This window comes from Ferdinandcohnia sp. GQ5, from assembly GCF_059759275.1.
Genome location: NZ_JCAXEW010000005.1, coordinates 1 through 25,969, shown reverse-complemented (window position 1 = coordinate 25,969; position 25,969 = coordinate 1). Strand labels below are relative to the sequence as shown.

General features: G+C 33.4%; 24 protein-coding genes and 2 pseudogenes. 21 read left to right on the top strand and 5 right to left on the bottom strand.

Annotated features, from left to right (window positions below):
* The first annotated feature begins 190 nt into the window (after positions 1 to 190).
* The gene (gene araD / locus AC6CHV_RS07615) at positions 191 to 889 is read left to right on the top strand and encodes an L-ribulose-5-phosphate 4-epimerase (RefSeq protein WP_498078548.1); all 699 of its coding nucleotides are present in this window, start codon (positions 191 to 193) and stop codon (positions 887 to 889) included.
* Positions 890 to 1,153: 264 nt separating this feature from the next.
* Positions 1,154 to 2,752, top strand: coding sequence for an FGGY-family carbohydrate kinase (locus tag AC6CHV_RS07610; RefSeq protein ID WP_498078547.1), 1,599 nt, complete (start codon positions 1,154 to 1,156; stop codon positions 2,750 to 2,752).
* Positions 2,753 to 2,840: 88 nt separating this feature from the next.
* Here AC6CHV_RS07610 and AC6CHV_RS07605 read toward each other — a convergent pair whose 3' ends face one another.
* Positions 2,841 to 3,122 (bottom strand): hypothetical protein, encoded by a 282-nt coding sequence (locus tag AC6CHV_RS07605; RefSeq protein WP_498078546.1) that lies wholly within the window; start codon positions 3,120 to 3,122, stop codon positions 2,841 to 2,843.
* 177 nt (positions 3,123 to 3,299) lie between these two features.
* Entirely contained in the window at positions 3,300 to 4,679 is a 1,380-nt protein-coding gene (gene pdxR / locus AC6CHV_RS07600; protein ID WP_498078545.1) for a MocR-like pyridoxine biosynthesis transcription factor PdxR, read from the bottom strand.
* 297 nt (positions 4,680 to 4,976) lie between these two features.
* On the opposite strand from pdxR, the gene AC6CHV_RS07595 reads away from it, so the two are divergent.
* From AC6CHV_RS07595 to AC6CHV_RS07575, 5 genes are all read left to right on the top strand, one after another.
* Positions 4,977 to 5,633 carry an NAD(P)H-dependent oxidoreductase gene (locus AC6CHV_RS07595; RefSeq protein ID WP_498078544.1) on the top strand — a complete coding sequence of 219 codons (657 nt, stop codon included), beginning with the start codon at positions 4,977 to 4,979 and terminating at the stop codon, positions 5,631 to 5,633.
* A 71-nt stretch (positions 5,634 to 5,704) separates the two neighbouring features.
* Positions 5,705 to 6,049 carry an SMR family transporter gene (locus tag AC6CHV_RS07590; protein ID WP_498078543.1) on the top strand — a complete coding sequence of 115 codons (345 nt, stop codon included), beginning with the start codon at positions 5,705 to 5,707 and terminating at the stop codon, positions 6,047 to 6,049.
* A complete protein-coding gene (locus AC6CHV_RS07585) occupies positions 6,049 to 6,363 on the top strand; it encodes an SMR family transporter (protein WP_498078542.1) in 315 nt (104 codons plus the stop codon). Before AC6CHV_RS07590 ends, AC6CHV_RS07585 begins: the two co-directional genes overlap by 1 nt.
* 120 nt (positions 6,364 to 6,483) lie before the next feature.
* Entirely contained in the window at positions 6,484 to 6,930 is a 447-nt protein-coding gene (locus AC6CHV_RS07580) for a carboxymuconolactone decarboxylase family protein (protein WP_498078541.1), read from the top strand.
* A 408-nt stretch (positions 6,931 to 7,338) separates the two neighbouring features.
* A complete protein-coding gene (locus AC6CHV_RS07575) occupies positions 7,339 to 8,031 on the top strand; it encodes a YjjG family noncanonical pyrimidine nucleotidase (RefSeq protein ID WP_498078540.1) in 693 nt (230 codons plus the stop codon).
* A gap of 677 nt (positions 8,032 to 8,708) precedes the next feature.
* On the opposite strand, the gene AC6CHV_RS07570 is transcribed toward AC6CHV_RS07575, so the two are convergent.
* Positions 8,709 to 9,899, bottom strand: a complete 1,191-nt coding sequence (locus AC6CHV_RS07570) for a tyrosine-type recombinase/integrase (RefSeq protein ID WP_498078539.1) — start codon at positions 9,897 to 9,899, stop codon at positions 8,709 to 8,711.
* A 613-nt stretch (positions 9,900 to 10,512) separates the two neighbouring features.
* Here AC6CHV_RS07570 and AC6CHV_RS07565 point away from each other — a divergent pair.
* From AC6CHV_RS07565 to AC6CHV_RS07550, 4 genes are all read left to right on the top strand, one after another.
* Entirely contained in the window at positions 10,513 to 11,487 is a 975-nt protein-coding gene (locus AC6CHV_RS07565; protein ID WP_498078538.1) for a helix-turn-helix domain-containing protein, read from the top strand.
* Between the two features lie 72 nt (positions 11,488 to 11,559).
* Positions 11,560 to 11,619, top strand: coding sequence for a hypothetical protein (locus AC6CHV_RS07560; protein ID WP_498078735.1), 60 nt, complete (start codon positions 11,560 to 11,562; stop codon positions 11,617 to 11,619).
* Positions 11,620 to 12,147: 528 nt separating this feature from the next.
* The gene (locus AC6CHV_RS07555; protein WP_498078537.1) at positions 12,148 to 12,507 is read left to right on the top strand and encodes a MerR family transcriptional regulator; all 360 of its coding nucleotides are present in this window, start codon (positions 12,148 to 12,150) and stop codon (positions 12,505 to 12,507) included.
* A complete protein-coding gene (locus tag AC6CHV_RS07550) occupies positions 12,507 to 13,463 on the top strand; it encodes an SDR family NAD(P)-dependent oxidoreductase (RefSeq protein ID WP_498078536.1) in 957 nt (318 codons plus the stop codon). The genes AC6CHV_RS07555 and AC6CHV_RS07550 overlap by 1 nt, the downstream gene beginning before the upstream one ends.
* A 697-nt stretch (positions 13,464 to 14,160) precedes the next feature.
* Here AC6CHV_RS07550 and AC6CHV_RS07545 read toward each other — a convergent pair.
* The gene (locus AC6CHV_RS07545; protein ID WP_498078535.1) at positions 14,161 to 15,108 is read right to left on the bottom strand and encodes a LysR substrate-binding domain-containing protein; all 948 of its coding nucleotides are present in this window, start codon (positions 15,106 to 15,108) and stop codon (positions 14,161 to 14,163) included.
* 359 nt (positions 15,109 to 15,467) lie between these two features.
* On the opposite strand from AC6CHV_RS07545, the gene AC6CHV_RS07540 reads away from it, so the two are divergent.
* From AC6CHV_RS07540 to AC6CHV_RS07510, 7 genes and pseudogenes are all read left to right on the top strand, one after another.
* Complete coding sequence (locus AC6CHV_RS07540; protein WP_498078534.1) at positions 15,468 to 16,244, top strand: alpha/beta fold hydrolase; 777 nt, start codon at positions 15,468 to 15,470, stop codon at positions 16,242 to 16,244.
* 94 nt (positions 16,245 to 16,338) lie between these two features.
* A complete protein-coding gene (locus tag AC6CHV_RS07535; RefSeq protein ID WP_498078533.1) occupies positions 16,339 to 17,349 on the top strand; it encodes an MFS transporter in 1,011 nt (336 codons plus the stop codon).
* A complete protein-coding gene (locus AC6CHV_RS07530) occupies positions 17,312 to 17,686 on the top strand; it encodes an MFS transporter (protein WP_498078532.1) in 375 nt (124 codons plus the stop codon). Before AC6CHV_RS07535 ends, AC6CHV_RS07530 begins: the two co-directional genes overlap by 38 nt.
* A 463-nt stretch (positions 17,687 to 18,149) precedes the next feature.
* A complete protein-coding gene (locus AC6CHV_RS07525) occupies positions 18,150 to 19,475 on the top strand; it encodes a spore germination protein (protein ID WP_498078531.1) in 1,326 nt (441 codons plus the stop codon).
* Positions 19,475 to 20,551, top strand: coding sequence for a GerAB/ArcD/ProY family transporter (locus AC6CHV_RS07520; protein ID WP_498078530.1), 1,077 nt, complete (start codon positions 19,475 to 19,477; stop codon positions 20,549 to 20,551). Before AC6CHV_RS07525 ends, AC6CHV_RS07520 begins: the two co-directional genes overlap by 1 nt.
* Positions 20,535 to 21,611 carry a Ger(x)C family spore germination protein gene (locus AC6CHV_RS07515; protein ID WP_498078529.1) on the top strand — a complete coding sequence of 359 codons (1,077 nt, stop codon included), beginning with the start codon at positions 20,535 to 20,537 and terminating at the stop codon, positions 21,609 to 21,611. Before AC6CHV_RS07520 ends, AC6CHV_RS07515 begins: the two co-directional genes overlap by 17 nt.
* Before the next feature lie 425 nt (positions 21,612 to 22,036).
* Positions 22,037 to 22,340, top strand: a pseudogene (locus AC6CHV_RS07510) (hypothetical protein); the annotation flags it as partial.
* Between the two features lie 357 nt (positions 22,341 to 22,697).
* On the opposite strand, the pseudogene AC6CHV_RS07505 reads toward AC6CHV_RS07510, so the two are convergent.
* A pseudogene (locus tag AC6CHV_RS07505) lies at positions 22,698 to 23,464 on the bottom strand (SDR family oxidoreductase).
* A 240-nt stretch (positions 23,465 to 23,704) separates the two neighbouring features.
* On the opposite strand from AC6CHV_RS07505, the gene AC6CHV_RS07500 reads away from it, so the two are divergent.
* The 3 genes from AC6CHV_RS07500 (at position 23,705) to AC6CHV_RS07490 (ending at position 25,943) form a co-directional block, all read left to right on the top strand.
* Positions 23,705 to 24,100, top strand: a complete 396-nt coding sequence (locus AC6CHV_RS07500) for a MerR family transcriptional regulator (RefSeq protein ID WP_121449428.1) — start codon at positions 23,705 to 23,707, stop codon at positions 24,098 to 24,100.
* A 161-nt stretch (positions 24,101 to 24,261) separates the two neighbouring features.
* Entirely contained in the window at positions 24,262 to 25,194 is a 933-nt protein-coding gene (locus AC6CHV_RS07495) for a LysR substrate-binding domain-containing protein (protein ID WP_498078528.1), read from the top strand.
* 110 nt (positions 25,195 to 25,304) lie between these two features.
* On the top strand, positions 25,305 to 25,943 hold the full coding sequence (locus AC6CHV_RS07490; protein WP_498078527.1) for an HD domain-containing protein: 639 nt from the start codon (positions 25,305 to 25,307) through the stop codon (positions 25,941 to 25,943).
* The last annotated feature ends 26 nt before the right edge of the window (positions 25,944 to 25,969 follow it).

Genomic DNA, 25,969 nt, shown 5'->3' with positions numbered 1-25,969 from the left:
CATTAGAGAGTTTTTAATTTGTTCATTAGGAAGATTATTATAAAGCGGCAGAATACTGCCGCTTTTAATTAATAGTAGTAACAGAGTAGTTCAAGCTGATTCTAAATAATAGGATTTTAGAATTGCCAGGTAGATAGTAGGTAAGAAGGATAGAAAATAGAATTTAATCATTTGAAGGGAGTTATATAAAATGTTGGAAGAGCTAAAGCAGGAAGTACTAAAAGCAAATCAGGATCTTCTAAAATATGATTTAGTTACTTTTACCTGGGGAAATGTCAGTGGTATTGACCGTGAGAAAAATCTAGTAGTTATTAAACCTAGTGGGATAAATTATGAAGAACTAAAGCTCGAAGATTTGGTTGTTGCAGATTTAGAAGGTAACGTAGTGGAAGGTCATTTAAAACCATCCTCTGATACACCCACGCATGTTCATTTATATAAATCCTTCCCTGAAATTGGAGGTATAGTTCATACACATTCACCGCAAGCAACAAGTTGGGCACAAGCAGGTAAAGGAATACCAGCATTAGGAACAACTCAAGCTGATTATTATTACGGTGAAATACCATGTACTCGCCCAATGACAAAAGAAGAGATTAAAGGTGAATATGAGCATGAAACCGGTGTTGTTATTGTTGAAACATTTGAAAAAGCGAAACTAGATCCTACACAAATTCCAGGTGTACTTGTTTATGGTCATGCTCCCTTTACATGGGGTAAAAATGCTTATGAAGCAATTCATAATGCAGTGGTTTTAGAGGAGGTTGCAAAATTGGCGTTATGGACATATCAAATCAACCCTGAAAGTAAACCTTTGGACCAGAACTTGTTGGATAAGCATTTTCTAAGAAAACATGGGGCAAATGCATATTATGGACAAGGAAAATAAAAGGAGTTTGATTTTTCGCATGAAATTGAAGTGAATCCAATGTACGATATAGAAATGTAGTGGGACTGAAGAAGAATTCCCCGAGAAAATTATATCTAAGTAGTTGATATTTTAGTGGGGCTACAAGCTATTTTATAAATGTACCAATCTTTTCTTCAAAAACGGAAAGATGTTAAGTAAATATAATGATACTTATTTCGAAGTAGTTTGATAGATTCACTTAAATTAAATTGTTTGAATAATCGGTTAAGGGGGGAAGATTAAATGAGCTTTGATATTAAAAAGGCCATTCTAGATGGTAAAACAGTACTTGGTATCGAACTAGGGTCCACGCGAATTAAAGCGATGCTTATTGGAGAAGACTCTTTACCAATTGCAACTGGAAATCATGACTGGGAAAATAGATATATTAACAATATCTGGACCTATAGTATAGAGGAAATTTGGAAGGGTATTCAAGACAGCTATCAAAAGATGGCTAACAATTTGAATCAGCGATACGGAGTTTCAATACAAACAATAGGTGCCATCGGGATAAGTGGGATGATGCATGGGTATATGACCTTCGATAAGGATGGAGAACCTCTTGTACCTTTTCGAACTTGGCGCAACAATATTACTGGGCAGGCTTCGAATGAACTTACAAAACTGTTTAACTATCCTATTCCTCAAAGATGGGGGATTGCTCATCTTTATCAAGCTATTTTGAATCAAGAAGAACATATTACTAATATCAACTTCCAGACGACTCTAGCAGGTTATGTTCATTGGAAATTGACAGGGCAGAGAGTCCTAGGAGTTGGTGATGCATCCGGAATTTTTCCAATTGACATAAAAACAAAGAACTATAATCAAATTATGACTACTAGATTTAATGAATTAATTGCGTTAAAGAATCTTTCATGGAAGATTGAAGATATTCTCCCTAAGGTGTTAATGGCTGGTGAAAATGCTGGCAAACTTTCTGAAGAAGGAGCAAAGCTTTTAGATGTTACTGGAAATCTACAAGGTGGCATTCCGTTTTGTCCGCCAGAAGGTGATGCCGGAACAGGTATAGTTGCAACAAACAGCATTGCGAAACGTACTGGTAATATTTCTGCTGGAACATCAGCTTTTGCAATGGTTGTTTTAGAAAAGGATTTGTCAAAGGTATATCCTGAAATTGACCTTGTTACCACTCCAACAGGTGATCTGGTTGCGATGGCTCACTCCAATAACTGTTCTTCAGATTTGAATGCATGGGTAGGATTGTTTGAAGAGTTCTCAAAAGCAATGGGTATTGAAGTGGACAAAGATAGGTTATATGAAACGTTATTTAAGAAGGCACTTCTTGGAGATTCGGATTGCGGTGGTCTATTGTCTTATGGCTATCTTTCAGGAGAGCATATAACTCATTTTGAAGCAGGTCGCCCTTTGTTTGTTCGTTCTTCAGACAGCAATTTTAACCTTTCTAACCTTATGCGTGTTCATTTATATACTGCGTTTGGAGCATTGAAACTAGGTATGGATATTTTGTTTAATGAAGAAAAGGTAAAGCTGGATGAAATTTTAGGCCATGGTGGAATATTTCATACTGAACTTGTGGGGCAATCTATTTTATCTGCTGCCTTTAATGTACCTGTTTCTGTTATGGAAACTGCAGGAGAAGGAGGAGCATGGGGTATTGCTTTACTTGCATCCTATATGATTAACAAAAGGGAAAATCAGGCATTGGAAGGATATTTAAACGAAAAGGTATTTGCTGGCCAAAGGAAGAGGACTATAGCTCCGGATCCGAAAGATGTAGCAGGGTTTGAACGATTTATGGAGCGTTATAAAAAGGGGCTTGTGATCGAAAGAGTAGCAATAGACAATTTTAAGTAATTATTTAGACTCAGATTGATGATAATTGGCATTTGGATATTTTGTCCAAATGCCATTTGTTTACTATCTTTAGATGTATTTCACCTTTTTATTGTAATTGCGATGGTTCAGGATTTAATAATAATAACATTTCAATCCCAGACATATTCGGTAAACGATCAATGAATTTTTTTGCATCATAGTAATTGCTAAAGGACAATGCTATTAATTCGTAATTTAATTCATAGTTTTGTGTGTCAGCTACTAGTTGTAACAGGTAAATACGAATGACTATATCCTTTGAAAATTGAAAAAGTCCATCTGATAAAACTATTATCCCCAGTTCCGGAATCACTGGACTTACTAATGTACCTTGAATTGTTTCTGGCAATTAATTGATGTATGTTTTGGCAGTATGTTTATTAACCCCCTTGAATCCATATTCAATAAATAATTGTATAATTGCTTATATTTATACATTATTGTCAAACAGTGTTTATTGAATTAACGGAGCAGTTCGCTTAAAAAGGATCAGATAGAACAACAACCCTTCTACTATAGTGGCTTTTTATGACCATGCTTTTTTTAGAAGCTTAACGCCTAACCGTATTTCATCAATAGTCAGATGGCTAAATCCCAGCTTAATAATTGGTTCATCTGATTGATTTTTAACAAAATAAATAGAGGTGGGATAAACTTTCACTCCAAATAAAGAAGCTTGCTGAATTAACCATTTTTCTGAACGATTTAAATGCAATTTTACTAATAAGTATAAACCAGATTCTTCTCCAATAATGGTTATATTTTGGTTGAATTGCTTCTTTAATTCTAATACAAAGCACTGCATTTTCCGCTTATAGACAAGTCGCATCCTTTTTAGATGACGTATCCATTCTCCTTTTTCCATAAACATTGCCATTGTAAGTTGGCTATGGAGGGAAGTCATACTATCGAAATTAATATATTGCTTTTTATAAAGATCTAGAAGATTTTGTGGAAGTACCATATAACTTAAGCGAATTCCTGGAAGGAATGACTTTGAAAAATTCCCTATATATATAACCCTAGTAGAATCTATAGAAGCAAGAGCCGGCAATGGTTTTTGCGAATACCGGAATTCACTATCATAATCGTCTTCGATAATATAGCCTTTCAATTTGTTAGCCCAATGGATAAGCATATGGCGTTGTTGAATTGTCATACTTACCCCTAATGGACTTTGATGGGAAGGGGTTACAAAGATTAACCTTGACATCATATCTTCTAATTTTGAAAAATCAATACCTGTTTCATAAACTGGAATTGTTTCAAGTGTTAACCGATGGAATTGAAAGACCTTTCTAGCTCCATCAAATCCTGGGTCTTCTACAATTATGCTTGGATGTTCATCCTTTAATATGTGTACAAGATTAATCAACATTTGCTGTGTACTACTACCGATTATTATTGAATCAGGGTGTGTTTTAACTCCACGAGATTGTAATAAATAAGTAGCTATTTGTTCACGTAAGCAGTCTTCACCGAATGGTTCTCCGTATTGATAGCTAACCGTTAATGTCAAAACATGATTAGAAATTCTTCTCCAAGTTTTCAGAGGGAAATTGTTTTGATCGACGGCTCCAGTTCGAAAATCAATTAGCACGGGTTTTCCCAATTTTGTTTCCTTATTATCAGTAGGAATTGAAACATTTTGAAATAACATTGGCTCCAATTCGTTAACAAAATACCCCTTTCTTCCTTCACCACGGATATAACCCTCAGCTACTAGTAGCTCATATGCCATTAATGTCGTATTTCGGCTTACTTGAAGGGATTCTGCAAGTTGACGAATAGATGGCAATTGATCGTTAGTTTTTATGTCACCCTTCTCAATAAAAATTTTAAAATGCTCATAAACTTGTTTGTATTTAGGAGACCCCTCTCTAAAAGCAAATATTGTATTTTTCATTAACAACATCCCCTGACATGCATATTTTTATATAATTGTACCTTTTTGAATGTCAGATTGCATTATACAATAGCATCGTTAGTTTTCAAAAGAACAATGGGTGAACAGGACATGATAATTTATTGTTTAAATTTTACATTAATTTTTCTTTTTCTTAATTTGTTTGCTTCACTATTTATTATTTACGTTAAGTTCTATGCAATTAAATCTATCTGCATTCCATGACAATTGAATACACAATACGATTAGCTATTTCGATAATAATAATATTATTTCTAGTCATAGGAGGAATTATTAATGGATAAATTACTTGTAATTAATGCTCACCCGAATGGTGATTCTACATCTTCTTTTAGTCTTCAGATATATAATCATTTCTTGAAGCTTTATAAAGAGCTAAAAAACCCAATAGAGAAAATTGAAATAATAAATCTTTACAATGAAGATGTACCCTTCATTGGTCCCAAAGTTTTAAGTGCTTGGAAAAAGTTAGCGGAAGGTGAACGGATTACAGATGAAGAGAGAAGAATTACTCAGCGTATGACTAAGATATTACATCAATTTAAAAGTGCAAATAAGTATGTACTCGTTATACCCCTGCACAACTTTAACATACCTTCAAAGCTAAAAGACTATATGGATAACATTCTTATTGTTCAGGAAACTTTTAAATACACGGAAAATGGACCAATTGGTTTACTAAAAGATGGCAGAAGTGTACTCGTTATACAAGCCAGTGGATCAATCTATACAAATAACGATTGGTATACCGAGGTTGAATATTCTCATAAATACCTGAAATCAATGTTTAATTTAATGGGAATTGAAGATTATCAAATAATTAGGGTCCAAGGGACTGCTCTATTAAATCGTGAAGACATATTGGAAAAAGCATATAAGGAAGCAGAAGAAGCTGCTGTAAGTTTATCGGTTGATAGACTTGAAAATGACTAGCTGACTTTTCGTTCCTATCGTGGTAGGGAAGAATATAAGAAAAGAATAAGAGGGTTTTTAGGGAGAATTAAATGAATCGAGATTGGACATTTGTTTTCGGAGCTGCATTTTTTGAAATATTATGGGTAATTGGGCTAAAGCACTCAATTAATTGGGTATCTTGGATTAGCACAATTATCGCGATTTTTATTTCAACTTACCTTTTGATTTTTGCTACCAATAGGTTGCCGGTCAGTACTGTTTATGCAGTTTTTACTGGTATGGGCACAATGGGAACAATTCTGGTAGAAATAATTATTTTTGGAGAACCATTAAGTTGGATTAAATTATTCCTTATACTTTTGCTGTTGGCTGGGGTGTTCGGTCTGAAAGTGGTGACAAATGAAGTTTCGGATGAAAAAGGAGAGGCAGCGTAGTGGATTGGACTTTTCTTATTTTAGCTGGTGCATTTGAAGTGGTTGCTGTTACAGGTATGAACGAAGTGAGTAAACATAGAAATCTAAGTTCATATATCACTTTTTTAGGAGGGATGTTATTGAGTTTTGGGTTTCTAAGTTTGGCAATGCAAGCACTCCCGATGGGGACTTCATATGCAGTCTGGACTGGAATAGGGACTATAGGAGGTACACTGGTAGGGATGGTATTTTATAAGGAATCACATGATTGGAAGCGAATTTTATTTATAATTATGATCTTAATAGCAGCTATTGGTTTGAAACTGACAGCATAACAATGCAATTGTTTAGAACAGGGGCCTTTAAGGTTGACTGTTATCAGAATATGACTAACAATTTCATATCCTGATAACAGACATTCTTATAGTCTGTAACAATATTTAGGAGGAATGAACATGGAACAACGCATAAATTATTTAGAAGTAGCACCTGAAGCACTTAAAATTATGATGGAAATGGAAAAGTATAATAGATCTACTGGGATAGATCGTAAACTCCGTGAATTAATTAAAATCCGTGCTTCTCTAATTAATGGCTGTGCTTTTTGTATTAATATGCATACGACTGACGCTCGAAAAATGGGTGAAACGGAACAGCGTTTATTTTGTGTCAGCGCATGGAGAGATTGCGATTTCTACACAGATGCTGAAAAAGTGGCATTAGAATTAACTGAACATGTAACGTTAATTCCAACTAAGCGTGTACCTGATGATCTTTATAATCTAGTGCGTAAACATTTTAGTGAAAAAGATTATGTAGATCTTGTTATTTTAATCAATCAAATTAATAACTGGAATCGAATCTCCATTTCAATGGGAGCTTTCGCAACAACTGCAAAATAAGAAATTTTATTTATGTATGCACTACAGCAATCATGCGCTATCCTTGTTAAGGGATTAGCGCTTGATTTGTATAGTATAGTTAGATTGATTCTGAATCAAAAATCAATCAAGCTTGGAGCTTAATTGATATCCGTGCAATTTTACAACTCACTGTATGAGTTAGAGGAAATTTAAGGTATTTTTAAAAAAGTTGTAGATTTTCTGAATGAATTTTCTTTACGATAGCATGTAGTTCGAAGTGAAGAGACTAAAAATTTCAATTACCTTTCATAACAATTTAATTATTAAATTAAATATGTGAAGATGACTTATCTATGTTTCATTGATGTCATTTATTTTCCTCATCCATTTATATATAACTTATATTTTGACATTATATAAAAATATTTAAATGAAAGAAGAGTAAAAATGAAATATTCAACTTTATTATTTGATTTAGATGGAACATTACTTGATTTTGATGCATATGAACAAATTGCACTGAAAAATTTATTTTCAGAACACAAAGTTCCATTGACTAACGAAATTAGGAAAACATATGATTTGATTAACAAAAATTTATGGTTACAATATGAAAAAGGTGAAATACCATTAGAACTCGTGTTAAATTCACGATTTTCAGAAGCGTTAAAATTACACAATATAGATATAGATGGTATTGATTGGGAAAATAAATATAGGGAATATCTCGCTGATGGATATCTCTTAATTGATGGTGCATTGGAAATATGTGAAAAACTTTCGAAAACACATAGAATGATAATTGTTACAAATGGGATAAGAAAAACTCAAATTAAAAGATTAAAAATGTCCGGTTTGTATAAATTCTTCAGTGAAATATTTGATTCTCAATCAATCGGCTTTCAAAAACCTGATCGAAGATTCTTTGAACATGTCATCTTTAATATCGATGATAAAAATTTAGATAAGTTGCTTATAATTGGAGATTCTCCTAACACTGATATATTAGGTGGAATCAATATGGGTATCGATACTTGTTTGTTTAATCCATCAAATAAAATATCACCAGGATTTAATACGATTAAAAGCACATATACGATAAATTATTTATCAGAGTTAAAAGAAATCTGTGAAATTTAATCATTAACAACAAATCCATCTTTGTATTATATGGAAACAGATGTTCACCATTTCATCATTAAACTGGTTTAATATAATATGGTTAACATCTGTTTCCATTCCTATTGAATAATGTTCATGCCTGTTTTGTAGCACTAACCTTGTTGCACTCTCTAACGGGTAGCCTGTTTGAATTAATTAAATAACAATTTGTGTCATTTTTAATTACCAAATACACATTGTTTAATTTCTGTATTTTCTTTCTGGCTATTTGCTATTGGTTCTCGATTGTTATGTGAACGTTATTTACTTAAAAAAACTACCAAAAAACAACTAATTGGATTTGGTATAGCTTTTTTCGTAGCGATTTTAATTGAATTATTCAGCATTATTTATTTTAATTGATTTTGAACTAATGGATGCTTTAGCATAATAAGGAATAAAAATACAGAGCCCAAAATATGCAAGTTTTTATGCACTACTTGCGTATTTTGGCTCTTTTTACATTCATAAAACATACTGCCGTTTATAGCACTTTTTAATTGCCAAATACACCTTGAATCTCCATTTCCTTTAGTAATTCATTAGGTATATTAACTTTTAATACATTTTGATACAAAAAATCCCCCCTATCTATTCAAATAAACAATACTTTAAAAGGGGAAAGGTTTCTGTTAAGTTCGTCACAGAAATTAATGCTAATCGTTGTTTTTCTTATTTATGTTTTGTAAAATGCTAGAATTTTTCCAAGCGTGTGAAGCATTGTTATGCCTGGATTGTTCTTTTTCTAAATAAATCATAGTAGTCCGTATATCTGAATGCCCTAGAGATTTACTAATTTGATATATATCCGCTCCTAATTCATTCGAAATTATACTGTAAGCATGACGAAAATTATGTGCACTGATCCGACGTTTACTATACTTAATAAAAGGAATTTCAGCTTTTTCTAATGCTTTTGTTATGTAATTAGAAAGATATTTGTAATTGTAAGCTTTTCCTTTTGCAGTAGTAAATAGAGGAGTATCATTTAGTGAATTTAGCCCCGTTTCTAATCCCCTTCGTTTTCGAAATTCGATAATTGTATCCATTACATTCGGATATATTAGCAGCTCTCTTTCCTTACCCCCTTTTCCTACAACTTTTAGCCAGTATAATCCCTTGTCATAAGATAAATCACATACTCTGCAAGTACATATTTCACGAACACGTGCACCAGTGGTTATTAACACTGAAAGTAGGCAGTTAAGAATAGGGTGTTCGCTGAAATAATCTAATATTTGCTGTGCCTCTACTAAACTTAAATCCCTATCCGGTCTATCGGTATCACGTACATTTGCACTCTTTAATGCTTCATTAAGTTGTCTTTGTATGTATTTCTTCTTATATAAAAAGGATAAAAAAGATTTTAGAACGACTGTTTTTCGAGCGATGGTTGCTATCGAATAGGGGGTGCCACTTTTACCTAGAGGTACAACCTTTAGCCACTCTTGATATTTACGAATATTTCTAGGGCGTAAGTTTTTTAATACAGAATAAATATCGTGACCAGTGGTATCAAAATCAAACATTGAACCATCCTCAATCATCTTTTTATAAAAGGAGAGAATTTCTCTTGCATATTCTTTTTTTGTATCCGCTGTTCGATTCTTTTTTTCATCTTGATCTTTTTCTTCATGAATAAATAAATAGATCATTTCCAAGTCATTAAACTTTGAATAATCATCTTCTTCTCCAACATCAATAATGTCTATCATTTCATGATGAAAATCTTTATTGAGGAATTTAGTTACAAGAGAGGGGATATTGAAAAAGTTACCAGTAGTAATCTCTTTATTTATCCTCTTTATCGGAACAAAATCATTAATGATTTCGTAATTGTAATCCATATCTCTAAACTCCTTCCTTTTATTTTCTATTATTAATGAGTTAATTATATGTAGTATCCATTTGATATATCCATTATACAGTATTTACCTATGAAAATATCAAGATAGTAGAAAAATATGCTATTTGTATATATACTTTATATTTACATATATAATGAAATTAACTCTACATATATAAATACTTATAATTATATTTAGTCTATCGAAAAATTATGGTATACTCATCTTGTTGGTAAAATACAAAATTTGGAAAAGTGGGTAGGAAGAAGAAAATCATAAGTTTGTGATATAAGATAATTTTTATATTATTGAGATTTTAATACCAATCACATCTAGATAGTTTTTATCTATACATTAAAATAGGGAATACATATATCTTATGAAAGGGTATTTGAAAAAGGTAGATGGTATTTCTAGTTACTACTTTTATAAGTTAATATAATTGATCAAACCCAATAGCAGTTATTTAAAATATGGTCAATGAAACAATGGTATAGGTTTAATATGCATGGTTATATATAGTGCTAGGAAAAGCCGGATGATATATAGATAAAAACTACGGTAAATATTTGTAAACCCATCCGGGGCATTAGGGAGAAAGGGTGTAATCAAAATGTCTGAGCAAAATAAGTATCTTACAACGAAACAAGCAGCAGAAGCACTCGATGTAGTTGTTTCTACTATTTATAAATATGTAAAAGAAGGAACTTTGAAGCCGGTCTATGAGGATAAATGGCAAATAGATGAAACTTTATTATTTAGGGTTGAAGATATTCAAGGGTTAAAAGAGAAATTCGCTAAGCCAGGCAACACAACTGGTGTAGCTGCCAAAAAATTAGGGGTGCATCCAACAACTGTATCCTCTTATATTTCTAAGGGAATCTTAAAAGCTACTAAACAGTTATATAAAGGAAGAGAACTATATTTCATATCAGATGAAGAAATTGAGAAAATGCTAAATTCGTCTGTAATACGGAATAAACAACGAAAGAAAGCTTTTTATACCAGCGATAACTACTATTTATTTCAGAGTTTAAAAAACGGCGAGCAAATAGCTAGGATTATGGAGTTAGATGATGATGAAGGTAAGGTTATTGTAGAAGACGGTAGAAACCTGACCCTCTCGGAAAGTAAGGAAATAGGGTTTGAGAAGTTGGAAGATATAGCTGAGTATAAATATATTACGAAAAGAGGATATGCTAAGTTTATCTTTCCAAAACCAGTACATATCAGCTCCCCAGTATACACAATACTTGAACTACTATATAGGAATTTAGGCCATAGAAACATTAAGATGGAAGTTATAGATGAAAGTATCCATATGGAAGTAAAACCGATTGTGTTAAAAGTTTCTAAAACTACTCATGAAACAGAGATCCTTATAATGGAGAAACATCTAGTAGAGGGGAAATTATATGTACGTGAAGATAAAGTCTATATTGATACCGAGTTAGAACCTATAATGGTCCATGTACCATCCGATTTAAAAGAGCAAATTAAAAACAATGCTGATGCTGCTAAGATTACACTTGAAGAGTATGTTCTCGAAATAATAAAACAATCGGTTAGCCAGGACAGAATTTTATAGGAGGACGTTATGGGGCACCGTCAGGAAAATGCGGATTTACAACGCTAAGCTCATTGCCAAGACGATTCCCCCATTTTTAACAACGCTAAGAAAGTTTCAGTGGTCTTAGCAAATCTACTTTCTCTGATTTAAAATGGCATTCTCCAAATAGGTTGACATATGATGCAAAAAGTCTTCATTAAAACTACCTGTCCGTTATTGATATTCAACTGCTTTTGTTAGATGTAGGGTATTCCATATACTAATGGAAAGTTCTTTTTTATTCGGCCCATTTCACTTAAGATGGTGGCTCCTTGAGGAATGTGTTCAACCATTCTGGGCTTTAAGCAGTTGTAACAAGGAAGTCAATTCAAATTAACCCCTTTAGAAGTACTCTGAAGGGGTTATTGTTAATTCTTTTTTGAGCAAACTGCTGGCTTTTGTCTTAGCAAATAATGACAGGTGTACTTATAGTAGATTGCCAATTATTATGTCACAAATGGGGCAGGATACGTTTTATATGATTAATTATTTTACTTTCAGAACTTTTGACGAGAATGGTGAGATCCTTTAACTAATGAACAAATATGTACCCTTGTTTTATAAATGTATCCCATAATAATAATATGCTTGACATAAAGTTGACTTTACATTGTAAGCTCAATATACGAGGTGAGAATAATGTATCAAATTTCTGAAGTATCTAAACTTGTAGGCTTATCTATCCCTACTATTCGCTACTATGAAAAACTTGGGCTTATAGACACACCCATTAAAAATGCTCGTGGATATAAAGAATATGATGAACTAATTATTCAATATCTTGGTTTTATTGTTTATTTAAGAGACACGGAGATGCCATTAGATCAAATAAAAACCTATATAGATGCTTACAAAAGAAATGACTACTCTTCCTGTTACTCTATTTTACAAGAACACGAAAAAAGAATAGAGCTTGAATTACGGAAACGCCTACAAATTTTAGAAAAGGTACAATATAAAATTTCTCACTTTAGTAACCTTAAAGGTGGAGGAAAATAGTGCAAAAACCGTTGCAAACAAGCTATACTGCTCGTACTAAAACAGATGAGGTTATACAAGATATTGACTTAAAAGGAAAAGTGGCTATCATTACTGGTGGATATGCTGGTTTAGGATTAGAAACAACCAAGACCTTAGCTTCCGCTGGAGCCACTGTCATCGTCCCGGCAAGAAATGTTGAGAAAGCAAAAGAAGCTTTAGTAGGTATTCCTAATGCCATACTATATCCTGATATCTTCGATTTAAGTAAAAGATCTACTATAAATTCTTTTCTACAATGGTTTAATAAGAATTATCTAAAACTAGATATATTAGTAAACAGTGCTGGAATAATGGCTATTCCACTAACTAGAGATGAAATGGGAAATGAAATGCAACTTTCCGTAAACTATTTAGGTCACTATTACTTAACAAAGGGATTAATTCCAAAGCTACAAAAAGCTAATGGAGCTAGATTAGTTCATCTCTCTTCTAGAGCACACCAGTACTCTCCTTTTCACTTTAGTGACCCAAATTTCAATCAAAGCCATTACGATAAGTGGATTGGGTATGGCCAAGCTAAAACAGCCGTTTCGCTTTTTAGTGTAGCAATTGATGTACTGTTTAAAAAAGATTTGATCCGTTCCTTTACTGTTCATCCTGGAAGTATTGTAACTGGGCTTTCTAGTAATTTGTCGGATGAAGAGTTAGCAACAATGGGCGCAATTAAATCAAACGGCAAACGTGGATATGATCAATATAATGACGAGCATAAAACCATCACAGAAGGTGCGGCAACTATTGTTTGGTGTGCCACTAGTCCTCAATTAAACGGATTTGGCGGGGTCTATTGCGAGAATGTAAATATTGCCCCTATATCTACAGAGTTGAATGATAAGGTAGGGGTTAAACCATGGGCAATTGATAAAGATCTAGCTTTAAAGCTCTGGAATGAAACTCCTCAACTATTTCGTTAGTGCTTTCTTCTAATTGTGTCGTTCTTCGTAAGTGGCATAGAAGTTTGATATTCCATCGTTATACTATTCGTGTAATACACACCAAAATGCTTTAATATTTAATTAGAAAACGTCTAAGTCCATGCTACGTGTGGATTTAGATGTTTTTTTTTATTGTGGTTAAGGTTAAGAAGGATTTACGCTCTTTTGTGTATGCTTCTTCTGGTACTAAAGGGGTAATAGATTAAAATATTATTAGAACAGGGACAAAAAAATTGTATATAGATCATTAGAGGGGGTTCGAGTGAGGATTTTTTGGAGAAGAACAATCATTTTTTTCCATAATATTATGAGGTGCTGTTCTTACATTTTCGGACAGCACCCCTCAGCCTTATATGAGTATGTTGATTGTCTATATACAAGCAAAATAGAAAATTGAGTGTCTGATAATATCTTGGAACAGACAAGGTCGACTTGATGACGACAACAAAGCACACAACTTTTTATATGTTTTTAAGCAAAGTTATTGGATGTAAAAGAAGTTTTTGAAGAAGATATTTGAGATAGAAAAAATTCAGTAAATTGTAAATCAAAAAATATATGAAAATTGTATTATTTTTATAGCCAGTCTATAAAACACTTGATTGATTTTTTGAAGAGAAAGGTACAAATGAGTAGGGTAAAGTTAATTTATATCCATAGTGCCCACAACCAACGTTTAACCTTGGTAGTTTTCAGTTGTTGACTCAGTTTTGGACTGAACAACTGAAAAATACTCGATAAATTGTCTTGAGGTATTGGAGAGATAACGATCCTTTAGCCATATTAAGGCTGAAGGTTTAGCCATAATCGTTGGATTTATTATCTCTTTAAAGATTAGACCTGAATTTGGGATGAGATATTTTGCATTTTTCGGAACAATGGCAATACCAATCTCGTGATTGGCCCAAGTTAAAATCGTGATAATATCGCTGCTTTCACAAACAATTCTAGGTTCAAATCCAGCACTTAAGCAAGCGTTTTGGACCAAGTCAATTGTATATATCTCCTGGGAATATATCGAGGTCCCTTTTTGTCTTCGTAGGAACATTAGTGGTTTACCTTTTAATTCTTTTAACGAAATATATCTATGATTGATTCCGATTTCCCATTTACTACTCATTGCAGCAACTATCGGTTCATCCGATAGTTGAATATGATTAAAAATTTTGTTATCGATTGGAAGTCGAACGATACCTAACTCGATAATTCGATTTTCTAATAACTCCATTATTCGATTAGGATCTCCTTCGTACACCTGAAACTGAATGTTCGGATAACTCTGTTGGAAATCACGGATTTTATCCGGCAATATTTTAGCCCCGAACGAAGTAATCGTACCGATTGCGAGCGTACCTTTCATCCCTTCTGAAAGTTCCTTCATTTCCTCAAAGGTTCTGGAAATTAACTCCATAATTTCTTTCGCCCGATTATAAAGAATTTTTCCTTCTTCAGTTAAGATTAATTTTCTTGTGTGTCTCTCAAATAGGGTAATTCCTAACTCACTTTCTAATTGTTTAAGCTGCATACTTAAAGGTGGTTGAGCGATATTTAATCTTTTTGCCGCACTAGAAATCGTTCCTTCCTCTACAATCGTAGTAAAGTACTTTAAATGTCGAATATCCATATGTCACCATCCATTGTCAAGTTTATTTAAGAAAAATCAAATCTCATATTTTTTCCTTAATCTACTAAAAACATCATCTCCTAAACTTACTGAATTTTCAACATTTATACTATTTATATATAAATATGTAACTCGATATATATTTTTAAAATAGATAGAATCTTGTTAAGCTTTAATTAAATTTTGTAAGGGAGAGAATAGAATGATTAAAAAAATCAAAATTTTACAATGAGCCCATATTAGAAAAAGAAATTTTATTCCAACTAATGGTTGAATAACAGTTTCAGGAAAGGGACGTTATTAAATACGTTTTCAATGGATTTTTAGCAGTACAATAAATAATTTAAAGGAGAACGAAAATGGAGATTAAGGTAAATGAACTATCTTTGAATGTAAATATTAAAGGAGTGGGTACTCCAATTATCTTTGTTCATGGATATACTACCACGAGTGGTTTCTGGGAAAATCAACTTGAAACACTTTCTTCAAACTATAAAGTTATTACTTTTGATTTACGAGGTCATGGAGATTCTGATAAGCCTAGCAGTGTTTCTTACAAATTTGAGAATTTCGTTGAAGATTTAAGAAGTTTATACGATACATTAGATATTAATTCTGCCATAGTTGCTGGCCTATCAATGGGTGGAGCTATTGTACAGAAATTCGTACTTGATTATCCTGAATTGGTACAAGCATTAGTGCTAGTTGGAACAACTGCACACGGGCGGGGGAGAAATGAAGCGAAGAATACCACTACCCTTTTAAAGGATCTTGGAATTGAAGCATCTAGTATAGAATTAATAAGGAAAAGCTTTTCTAATAAGACTTCCAAAGATATAGTTGAATGGGCTGAAAGAGAAGTAGTAAAAACACCATTGTTTGCTGCCGAAAAGGCCATGCAATCTTTAGTTGATTTTGATTCACGAAATCAGTTGTCCCAAATTAATGTCCCAACTTTAATAATTGTTGGTGAAGAAGATAAGATAACACCAGTTGAAGAGTCTCTTCTATTGCATGAGAAAATAATAAACTCTGAGTTAAACATAATTTCTAATTCAGCACATTTCCCAATGTTGGAGAATCCCAGTGAATTTAATCAAAGTATGTTGAACTTCCTGACAAAGTATAAACTGTAAAAAACTAATTTAGTACATCTTCAACTTGAGATTTAACTTCGAGCCAATAAGTGTCAAAACATTAAATCTAAGTAAATAGCAATAGGGGGAAAATATGCGTAAGGTCAATGTTAATCAGATGATTGACGAATCAAAATTCAATCGCTTTCATGCTCTGGTTATATTTTTATGTGCATATATCATCTTTTTTGATGGTTATGATTTAGTCATGTTCGGCTCCGTATTACCTATCCTTATGGAAGAATGGTCTTTAACACCTGCGCAGGCTGGAGCTTTAGGAAGCTATGTTTTTTTTGGGACAATGTTAGGTGGTGTAATTTTTGGTTCATTTGCTGATAAAATGGGGCGTAAAAATATCATTTTATTCTGTGTGGCGCTTTTCAGTCTATTCACGGGATTAATAGGTTTGGCCAGTGGACCTGTTGAATTCGGAATCTATAGGTTTTTGGCTGGTCTTGGATTAGGTGGTGTAATGCCTAACGTTGTTGCGTTAGTTACTGAATATTCTCCGAAGTCACTCAAAAGCACATTGGTTACTGTTATGTTCAGCGGCTTCTCTGTGGGAGGAGTTGCTTCAGCTGGATTGGCAATCGTATTGATTTCAAAATTTGGTTGGCAATCAGTTTTCTTTGTAGGGGCCATACCTTTACTTAGCATACCACTGTTATACAAGTACCTACCTGATTCTATAGAGTTTATATTGGCTAAAAATCAAGATGGAAAGGTTAGTGAGGTATTATCCAAAATTAATCCTTCCTTTACACCTATTGAAAACGACTATTATGAAATGACACTTCCTGAAAAGACAGGTTCCCCTGTTATGGGGCTATTCAGAAATGGTCGTGCTTTAACTACAGTTATGTTTTTTATCACATTTTTCATGGTCTTGTTAATGATCTACGGGTTAAATACCTGGTTGCCAAAATTAATGGCAGATGCAGGATATGAATTAGGTTCAAGTATTATGTTTCTTTTGATTTTAAATCTGGGTTCAGTTTTTGGTGCAATTTTAGGGGGGGGTAGCTGCGGACCGTTGGAATGGAAAAAAAGTTTTAATACTTTTTTTTGTGTTAGCCGCAGTATCTTTAATCTTATTAGGATTTAGAACTAACACAATTGTTTTGTATCTTCTTATTGCAGTTGCAGGAGCTACTACGATAGGGACCCAAATTATTGTGTACGCATATGCATCACAGATTTATCCAATTCATATGCGCTCTACTGGGCTAGGTTGGATCTCGGGAGTTGGACGATTAGGAGCAGTCCTAGGTCCATTACTGGGGGGGTTCCTCCTTACGATTAATTTGACAGTTCAGCAAAATTTCTTAGCATTCGCCATTCCAGGAATAATCGCGGCATTTGCTATAGCTTTAGTTAAAGATTTAAATACACTTGAACAGAAACCACATATAGGAACTTCCACAATTAATAAACACCCATAAAATATATTAATCTCTTGAACAGCCCCATAAATGTTAAACAAGCATCTAACATTTATGGGGTTTTTTTAGTCGCAGTAATTCCAGATTGTCTAAATCTTTGGACTACCATACTAATATATACCTATAAAAATAGTCTTGATTCACTAAATATGTGCCGTAGCATATATAAAAACCTCCAACATACACAATTAGGTAAGGTAAATAAAATTTAATTCCACCTCATATTTATTCTAATTGTATCCATATTATGTACTTTAATACAGTTGAAGGTATATGTATGGTAAACGAAATGGATAGTAGATTATTCAAGTCCACAAGCTTTTCTACTAATCAATAAAACGATTCTATAACTTTCGGATAAAAAAAATAATAATGTATTGTTTTATTCATAAAAGCACCTAAATGTATAAAAACACCAATATTACTAAAAATAATACTATCTCATGGTGAGAGGAATATTGAAATGGATCCTATAGTAAAGGAAGTACGGTCAATACTTGGTGAGAACAAAGATTTTTTTCTACAACGTGATATAGTAGCGGATTCTGTCGTTGTCTTGATATGTCTAGATACATTAGTTGATACACAAAAAACAAGAGTTGTTCTTCAAAAGTTAACAAATGGATTACTGTCTCAAGGTACATCAACTCAAGATATCTGGAATGTAATTGGTGAAAGTAAGGAAGGTACCAGTCATAAAGTGATTTCTGCAATAAAGGAAGGCAAGCTAGTTATCAATATAGAAGGTACAAACCAGTGTATACTATTTGAACCTGTTTCGAAGATGCTAAATAGATCGATTGACGTATCAACAAATGAAAATGTCATAAAAGGTGCGCTAAATTCTTTTAACGAGGATATTGAAATTAATATTGGATTACTACGCAAACAAATCGTTTCAAATGAACTAACAGTTAATACCGTTTCAATTGGAAATGATATCAATAAAAATCTAGGAATGCTCTATATAAATGGGAAGGTCGATACCAAAATTGTTGAAAAGGTGAAATCTCTAATTGAAAAAAATAAAGGTATGGATATAAGCAATATACAAGCATTGTCGAAAATGTTCGAGTTTTCAACTTGGGATACCATATCAAAATTTAATTCAACAGAGCTTCCTTACAACGCATCACAGGCTCTTAAAAGGGGGAGAGTAGTTCTATTTATAGACCAGTTACCCTTCGCCATCATTTTACCGAATTTATTATGGGATATGTTTATCGTTGAGAATGATCGTAATCTTCCACAACCTATTATGATAGCGCTCTGTTGTTTACGAGTGATTGGTATGCTTGTTGCATTAATTAGCCCAGGTTTGTACGTAGCGTTAGTAGCGGTTAATCCCGAAGTTCTTCAAATTGAAATCGCTTTATCCGTACTCCAAAGTCGAGAAGGGGTTCCTTACCCTGCCATTGTAGAAATCTTAATCATGCTAGTCATTCTAGAATTAATACTTGAAGCAATTGTAAGACTTCCAAAGTCTATTGGTCCAGCAATTACGATGGTTGGTGGGATTATTTTAGGCCAAGCCATCGTTGAAGCAAAATTAGTAAGCAATCTATTAATTATCATACTGGCAGCAACTACTATTGGAAACTCAACGCTTATAGGTGCCCAAAATTTTACATCAATCAGGATATACAAATATGTAAATGTCATTCTAGCATCTATTTTTGGTTTGTTTGGACTTGTAACAGGCCTCGTTATCATTTGTGCTCACATGGCAAGCATAAATACCTTTGGAAAATCCTATCTTCATATAAACACTGGGAGGAGTGAGTACTAGTGGTAAGAAGTTTGCATGTTGTGATCCTTTATTTGCTTACACATTTGGGACTTATCTTCTTTATGTTTCCTAGTAATATTATCGCTAGTACGCAACAAGGTCACTGGCTACCAATTCTGATAGGGTTACTTGTACATTTGTTATTTTTACATATTTATATGAAAGGGTTAAATTATTTTCCAGGCGAAAACTTAATAAGTATATTCTCAGGTATAGGAAAAGGTGCTGTCATACTATTTCTAGTTCCGGTCTTACTATATTTCGTCATTATTACATTAATAACCGTTCGAGCTTACTCGGAAATTATTACACTCGTTTTTTTATCATTTACACCACTATGGGCCGTTACTCTCTTGTTATTGATTGTTTCAACTTATGTTGCAAAAAACGGAATGGAAACGGTTTTAAGGACAGGTATACTGTTGGCTATTATTTTTCTCCCACTATTCTTATTTGTTTTCATCTTATCTTTTCAAAATGTGGATTGGAGATATATTAATCCCGTAAGACCTGATCTTAACTTCCTTACAAGTAGGAGTTACTATGAAAGCTTTTTTGTCTTTACAGGTGGTTTTTTGTTTCTTGGATTTGTACAACCTTATTTCTCATATAAGAGAAAGCACATTATTTGTTCGGCATTACTCCTTATTCCATTTTTTGTATTTTCTGTTTATATTCCTATTCTTACCCTTGGCCAATCTACTGCTTCGGCTACCTTTTTACCATTTGTAGTGATTGCCGATTCCATTAACGTTAGTTGGCTGATGTTTGATCGAGTGACTCTCTTTTTTCTATTAAGTTTAATATCCTTCATGATTTTATATGTTTCTCTTGTGATGTGTAAAACAATTCTTATTATAAATCGTTATGTACCTAATATTAAACCAGTCTACCTTTTGTTAATATTATCCTCATTACTCTTTTTTCTTTGTTTTTTGGTTCCAGATTGGAAGGATGTTGAGAAACTATTCTGGTGGAACTCATTTTTAAGATTCTACGTATTTATATCTGTTCCATTATCAATCTATTTCTGGGGAGTTAGAAAAAGGAATGGTCATCATGAAACCGTATCATAAAAAGGTAATGCATACATTTGCAATTTTACTTATAACGATTTTACCTTTGACGGGATGCTGGGATAATAAGGATATCAACCATCGAATCCTTCCGGTTGTTCTTGGTGTGTCTAAAATAGAGAATGAATATGAAGTTATACTTAATTTACCAATGTCAAAAGTAGGAAAGATTGAACCAAAAATCGTATCTGTCAAAGATAAGACCATAGCAAAGGCTATTGACACAATCAGTCGACATTTAGAAAACAGGGTTGACCTACTACATGTGAAATTAATAATAATTGAAAGAGGTGCAGCAGAGGACGGTGTAAAAGATATCATTGGTGGATTTATGCGTTCGCGTGAAGTTTCCCCCAAAGCATTGGTAGCCATTTGTGATGAGGATATTAATGTAATCTTCTCAAAGTTAAAAGACACAATTCGAACAGTTGGTTCAACAACTGTTGATTTCTTTGAGAAGAATGCAGGTTGGAATCCTGATATTGCACTTACAAGAGTTTGGGAAGTTTACAGAGGGATTCATTCCTATACGTATGATGTCGCAATCCCCTTAATTCGTACAGGGGATGAGTTTGCTATGGAACAAATAGGGTCAGCCATCGTTAAAAATGGGAAAATGGTAGATCAGATAAGTCCGGATGAAACGCTATTATATAATATCTTCAAAGGCGAAAGTAGTTCGGGAGAAATTGAGGTCATGGAAAAAGCAACGGTTCGAATAGTTAATAATTCAATCCACCACAAAGGTTCGATTCATAACAACCAACCCTTCTTAAAAAGCAAGATTAAGTTGAAGGTAGTGATTTTGGAAACAAGGGGAGAGCCTTCTCAAAATGAAATTAAAAAGGAATTAAACAAAACGCTAAGTGAACGATTTAATCGTATGTTTTCAAAAACACAAGAGAACAAAGCAGATATTTTTGGAACAGGTCAATTCTTTCGGAAGGAACTAACACGTAAGGAATTAAAAGATTGGAGAACAAAATACTATACAAAAATGAAAATGGATATCCAATTTAATGTAGACATTCAAAACCAAGGTTATCTCATTACTACTTAATGGTTACATAATGCAAGGTTGACTGTCAAAAATGATTTTTTATCTAGGGAAAACCTAGTAATTAGGTCACACGGCAAATACTAATGATGTATATACTATATAAAAGTGGTATTGAGGTGGACCGATTTAAGTCAATATTCAAAGGGAGGACTAACATCAGTGGCTAGGACTAATGTTGAAGAGGCGCTTAATTCATTTGATATTGAAATCAAGAAGATAGCCAACGCAGGGTACTTTTTGACGAGAATTAAAACCATCAATTGTAAAGAATGATGCAGGTGTTGACTGTAGGGAAAGTTAATGAAACTTTTACCCTTATCAATGTATGAAAACTTAAACTTGCGAAGCGTTTACCCTAGGTAATAGACAAATATTATAAGTAAATTTTAGACTTGAGTTCAATATTCCACCGGACTCAAGTGACTCTTCATTCAAGTCAAGGCTGGCATTTTCAAATGATACAATATCAAAAAACATTAGAACAGCACCAAATTACGTTGAGTATGTCCCGAACCGTAAGGGAAACTGTTTGAACAATGCGGTCAGGGAAAACTCCTTTATCTACAGGAATTTGCCAATATAGAGCTTTTGAAAAGGAATTAGCTGATTATATTTTACTATCGCAATCTCAAACGTATGAAGGCAAAATTAAAAGACCTGAAACGGTACTTTTTTCATGCGAACTGGATTGCAAAAGAGTACGTCTCGATAATGAACAACAAGGGATGATTAAAAGGGTAAATATCTTCCTTGGACGAGGAATTATCGGAAAATGAAAGAAAAACATTTAATGAATTAAAACATAATGCTATGTGAAATGTCTCAAAGCACTGTCATATTTTCAAAAAATATTAACTTTAGCTGAGTTTGACCCGAGTTTGTATGAAGTGGTCGAAGTATTTGCACTTGCAAATCAATAAGGTTAATCATAGATTAGTGCTTTATTGCTAACTGAGATTAGTTCAGTAAAAGAAACAGCTCTTTGAAACTTAAAGTCCAGAGAGCTGTTTTTTATAAAAGGATTTAATGGTTATTTCAAATAATTTATGACACTTTTCTTTATTTTAATTAACCATTAGAATCTTATTAAAGAAGCTGGCCGCCGGAAGCTTCGAGACGAATCGCATTCACCCAACCCATCTCATCTGAGCATAGGGATGCTATAACTCCGCCAATATCGTCTGCTTCACCGACCCTACCCAACGCTGTATTTGACGCGATAAATTTATTCATTTGAGGATTGTCTCTTACTGTACCACCACCAAAATCAGTAGCAATCGCTCCTGGGGCGACTGCGTTTACACGAATACCTCGTGTTCCCCATTCTTTGGCCATGTATTTCGTTAATATTTCGATTGCGCCTTTCATTGCAGAATAAGCACCGAAGCCTTCAAGCACAAAACGCGTCAATCCTGTTGATATATTAATAATCCTTCCGTTATCTGCAATACGGGAGAACAACTTTTGTGTAAGGAAAAATACACCTTAAACTGTACATTCATCAATCTATCAAATTGTTCTTCTGTTGTTTCCATAATAGGAACGTGTATCCCAAATCCTGCATTATTGATTAAAAAGTCGAATTGATCGCGATCCCATTTTTCTTTTAGTACATGGGATAGTCGAAATACAAAATCTTCAAAGGAGGATACTACCCCCGTATCTAACTGCAATGCTGCTGCATTCTGACCGTTGGCTTCAATTTCCTTTACAACTTCTTCAGCGGTTGCTTTCTGACTATGGTACGTGATTATAACGTCTACTCCCTTTCTAGATAATGCAATAGCGGTATTTCTTCCAAGCCCACGGCTCCCCCCCGTTACAAGTGCAATTTTTTGAGTTGAGTTACCCATAAGTCATATCTCCTTTGTATATTAATTCTATTAACCACTTAGTTATTTTCTGTGGTCTACGAAAAGTATAAATCTTCGAGTTAACTCTAAGGCAAGAGATAAAATAATAAAATATAGCTTATCTTTATTTTTTTGTTTTCTTCCCATTAATATCAGTCAAAAAATTGAAAAATTAATTAATCATACACTATAATAAGTTAGATGTTTTCAAGATAAATCTAGGTTAAGGGATGATATAGAATGAATTATTCTATTAAAGAAGTTGCAAAAAAATTTGGAATGTCTGCTCACACGATACGTTATTATGATAAAGCGGGTTTAATGCCTTTTATTGGCAGAGATAATTCTGGTAACAGAGTGTTTTCGGAAACAGACCTTAACTGGATGGCGATGGTTCGTTGCTTGAAGGATACAGGGATGCCTATTAAAGAAATTAAGCAATATGCAGATTGGTGTGTAGAAGGCATGAAAACGATAGAAGACAGAAAAACGATGCTTATAGATCATCGCAATCACGTTTTAAAACAGATCGAGGAGTTGAAGAAAAATCTTGAACTGATCGATTCAAAAATTTCAGTTTACGATGATCCAGAGTTAGCCCAAAGAAGATATGGTAATCTTGAGGGGCAAGAATAGGTCCTTTTGTAGGTGAATTCTAAAAAGTATTATTGATGAACGCTACTATGAATTTTTGGTATATTGACCTATTAAAACAGTTGAAGCAATAATTTTATTGTCCCACCATGCATCTCATAAAGTGATTTCAATATACACAGAGAAATTGACCTAAGAGGGGAATGATATGTATCGAATTACGACATTTGGAGTATTTTTTAATGGTCAGTAATGAATTGCATTTTACAAATGCCGCTGAAAAATTAAGAATATCACAGCCGACTTTAAGTCATCAAATAAAAATTCTAGAAAGAGAAATTGGCTATCCACTTTTTAACCGTATCGGAAAGAAAATTGAGCTAACTAAGGTAGGGGAAATTGTAAGGCAAGAAGCCTTAAATATTCGAAGTTCTCTACAAAGTATGTCATCTCAAATTGATGCATTGACTAAAGTAGAAATCGGAGAATTGAGGATTGCTGTGTTACCCGGAGAAATAACGGATTTGACATCTACTTTGTGTATTCGATTTAATCAATTATATCCGAACGTTAAAGTGTTCATTGAGACTACTGATCAAATAGAGGTGGCTGTCTTAGAGAATCAAGCTGATTTTGGAATTGGTTTTCATCTTAACCCAAATGATTTATTGCAAGTGATCAAGTTGTACGAAGAAGAATTTTATCTGATTAGTAATCAACACAGTGAGGAAAAGAGGATTCCATTTTCTTCTGCGTTAGATGATCCGCTAATTTTATTCCCAAATATGCACCAATGTAGAAAAATACTTGAACTAACTAGCAATGAAATTGGAAAGCAACTAGAGCCTATTGTAGAAACATCTAGTATCCAATCCATTTTAAATCTAGTAAGAAGTGGTGTTGGTCGTAGTATTGTTTCACGTACATTGTATGAGTTTTATGATACAAAGGATTTATTTTACCAACATATTGAAAAACCGTCGTTGACAAAAAAGGTTACACTCATAAGAAAAAAAAATGGTTTTATAAATTTTGCAGCACGTCAATATATTATGTTATTGGTAAGTGAAATTGAAAAGCTGTATTTTAAAACAGATAAGGACGTAATCGATTTCTTACATGACTCTATATTATAGTTTTTTTCTATCATAATCATAGAAATGATTGGATAGTAAAATGATAGGAACCTTTTTACAATGAAGACAACTCATTAGGTGAGTAATACATTGTAAAGGGGTTTTTAATTATGCAACAAACAATAGCAGGTATTCAAATTCCTGATTCAAGATTGGCGAAAGATGCAGCTGAAATTTTACGTGAGCATGGGAATGATTTATTGTGGAATCATTCAAATCGTGTCTTTTTATTTGGGGCAGTGAATGGAAAAAAAGCGAAACAAGAGTATGAATTGGAGTTATTATATGTCAGTGCTTTATTTCATGATCTTGGCCTAACAAAAAAATATAGTAGCCCAGATTTACGGTTTGAAGTAGATGGTGCCAATGCTGCAAGACAGTTTTTACAGCATTATGAAATTCCGGATGCCAGCATCCAGCTCGTATGGGATGCGATTGCACTGCATACGACCCCTGGAGTTGCAGAGCATAAAGAGTCTGAAGTAGCATTACTTTTTCATGGTGTAGGTTTAGATGTAATGGGAGATGGATTTGATCAATTCCCTGAAGACCTGCGTGAAGAAATAATAAAAATATTCCCACGTAATAATTTTAAAAAGGAAATTATTCCAGCGTTCTATGAAGGTTTCAAGCACAAACCGGAAACAACATTTGGCAATATGAAAGAAGATATTGTCCAACATTTTAGACCTGAATATAAAAATAAGAATTTTTGTCATTGTATTTTACATTCATCATGGTCGGAATGATTGTTTCAAAAAGGATTGTCCAATGG

What these genes read in the sequence shown, in the direction of transcription:
- araD (WP_498078548.1), top strand. Translation starts at nt 191, where the DNA reads ATGTTGGAAGAGCTAAAGCAGGAAGTACTAAAAGCAAATCAGGATCTT.
- AC6CHV_RS07610 (WP_498078547.1), top strand. Translation starts at nt 1,154, where the DNA reads ATGAGCTTTGATATTAAAAAGGCCATTCTAGATGGTAAAACAGTACTT.
- pdxR (WP_498078545.1), bottom strand. Translation starts at nt 4,679, where the DNA reads ATGAAAAATACAATATTTGCTTTTAGAGAGGGGTCTCCTAAATACAAA.
- AC6CHV_RS07595 (WP_498078544.1), top strand. Translation starts at nt 4,977, where the DNA reads ATGGATAAATTACTTGTAATTAATGCTCACCCGAATGGTGATTCTACA.
- AC6CHV_RS07590 (WP_498078543.1), top strand. Translation starts at nt 5,705, where the DNA reads ATGAATCGAGATTGGACATTTGTTTTCGGAGCTGCATTTTTTGAAATA.
- AC6CHV_RS07580 (WP_498078541.1), top strand. Translation starts at nt 6,484, where the DNA reads ATGGAACAACGCATAAATTATTTAGAAGTAGCACCTGAAGCACTTAAA.
- AC6CHV_RS07575 (WP_498078540.1), top strand. Translation starts at nt 7,339, where the DNA reads ATGAAATATTCAACTTTATTATTTGATTTAGATGGAACATTACTTGAT.
- AC6CHV_RS07570 (WP_498078539.1), bottom strand. Translation starts at nt 9,899, where the DNA reads ATGGATTACAATTACGAAATCATTAATGATTTTGTTCCGATAAAGAGG.
- AC6CHV_RS07565 (WP_498078538.1), top strand. Translation starts at nt 10,513, where the DNA reads ATGTCTGAGCAAAATAAGTATCTTACAACGAAACAAGCAGCAGAAGCA.
- AC6CHV_RS07555 (WP_498078537.1), top strand. Translation starts at nt 12,148, where the DNA reads ATGTATCAAATTTCTGAAGTATCTAAACTTGTAGGCTTATCTATCCCT.
- AC6CHV_RS07545 (WP_498078535.1), bottom strand. Translation starts at nt 15,108, where the DNA reads ATGGATATTCGACATTTAAAGTACTTTACTACGATTGTAGAGGAAGGA.
- AC6CHV_RS07540 (WP_498078534.1), top strand. Translation starts at nt 15,468, where the DNA reads ATGGAGATTAAGGTAAATGAACTATCTTTGAATGTAAATATTAAAGGA.
- AC6CHV_RS07535 (WP_498078533.1), top strand. Translation starts at nt 16,339, where the DNA reads ATGCGTAAGGTCAATGTTAATCAGATGATTGACGAATCAAAATTCAAT.
- AC6CHV_RS07525 (WP_498078531.1), top strand. Translation starts at nt 18,150, where the DNA reads ATGGATCCTATAGTAAAGGAAGTACGGTCAATACTTGGTGAGAACAAA.
- AC6CHV_RS07515 (WP_498078529.1), top strand. Translation starts at nt 20,535, where the DNA reads ATGAAACCGTATCATAAAAAGGTAATGCATACATTTGCAATTTTACTT.
- AC6CHV_RS07500 (WP_121449428.1), top strand. Translation starts at nt 23,705, where the DNA reads ATGAATTATTCTATTAAAGAAGTTGCAAAAAAATTTGGAATGTCTGCT.
- AC6CHV_RS07495 (WP_498078528.1), top strand. Translation starts at nt 24,262, where the DNA reads ATGATATGTATCGAATTACGACATTTGGAGTATTTTTTAATGGTCAGT.
- AC6CHV_RS07490 (WP_498078527.1), top strand. Translation starts at nt 25,305, where the DNA reads ATGCAACAAACAATAGCAGGTATTCAAATTCCTGATTCAAGATTGGCG.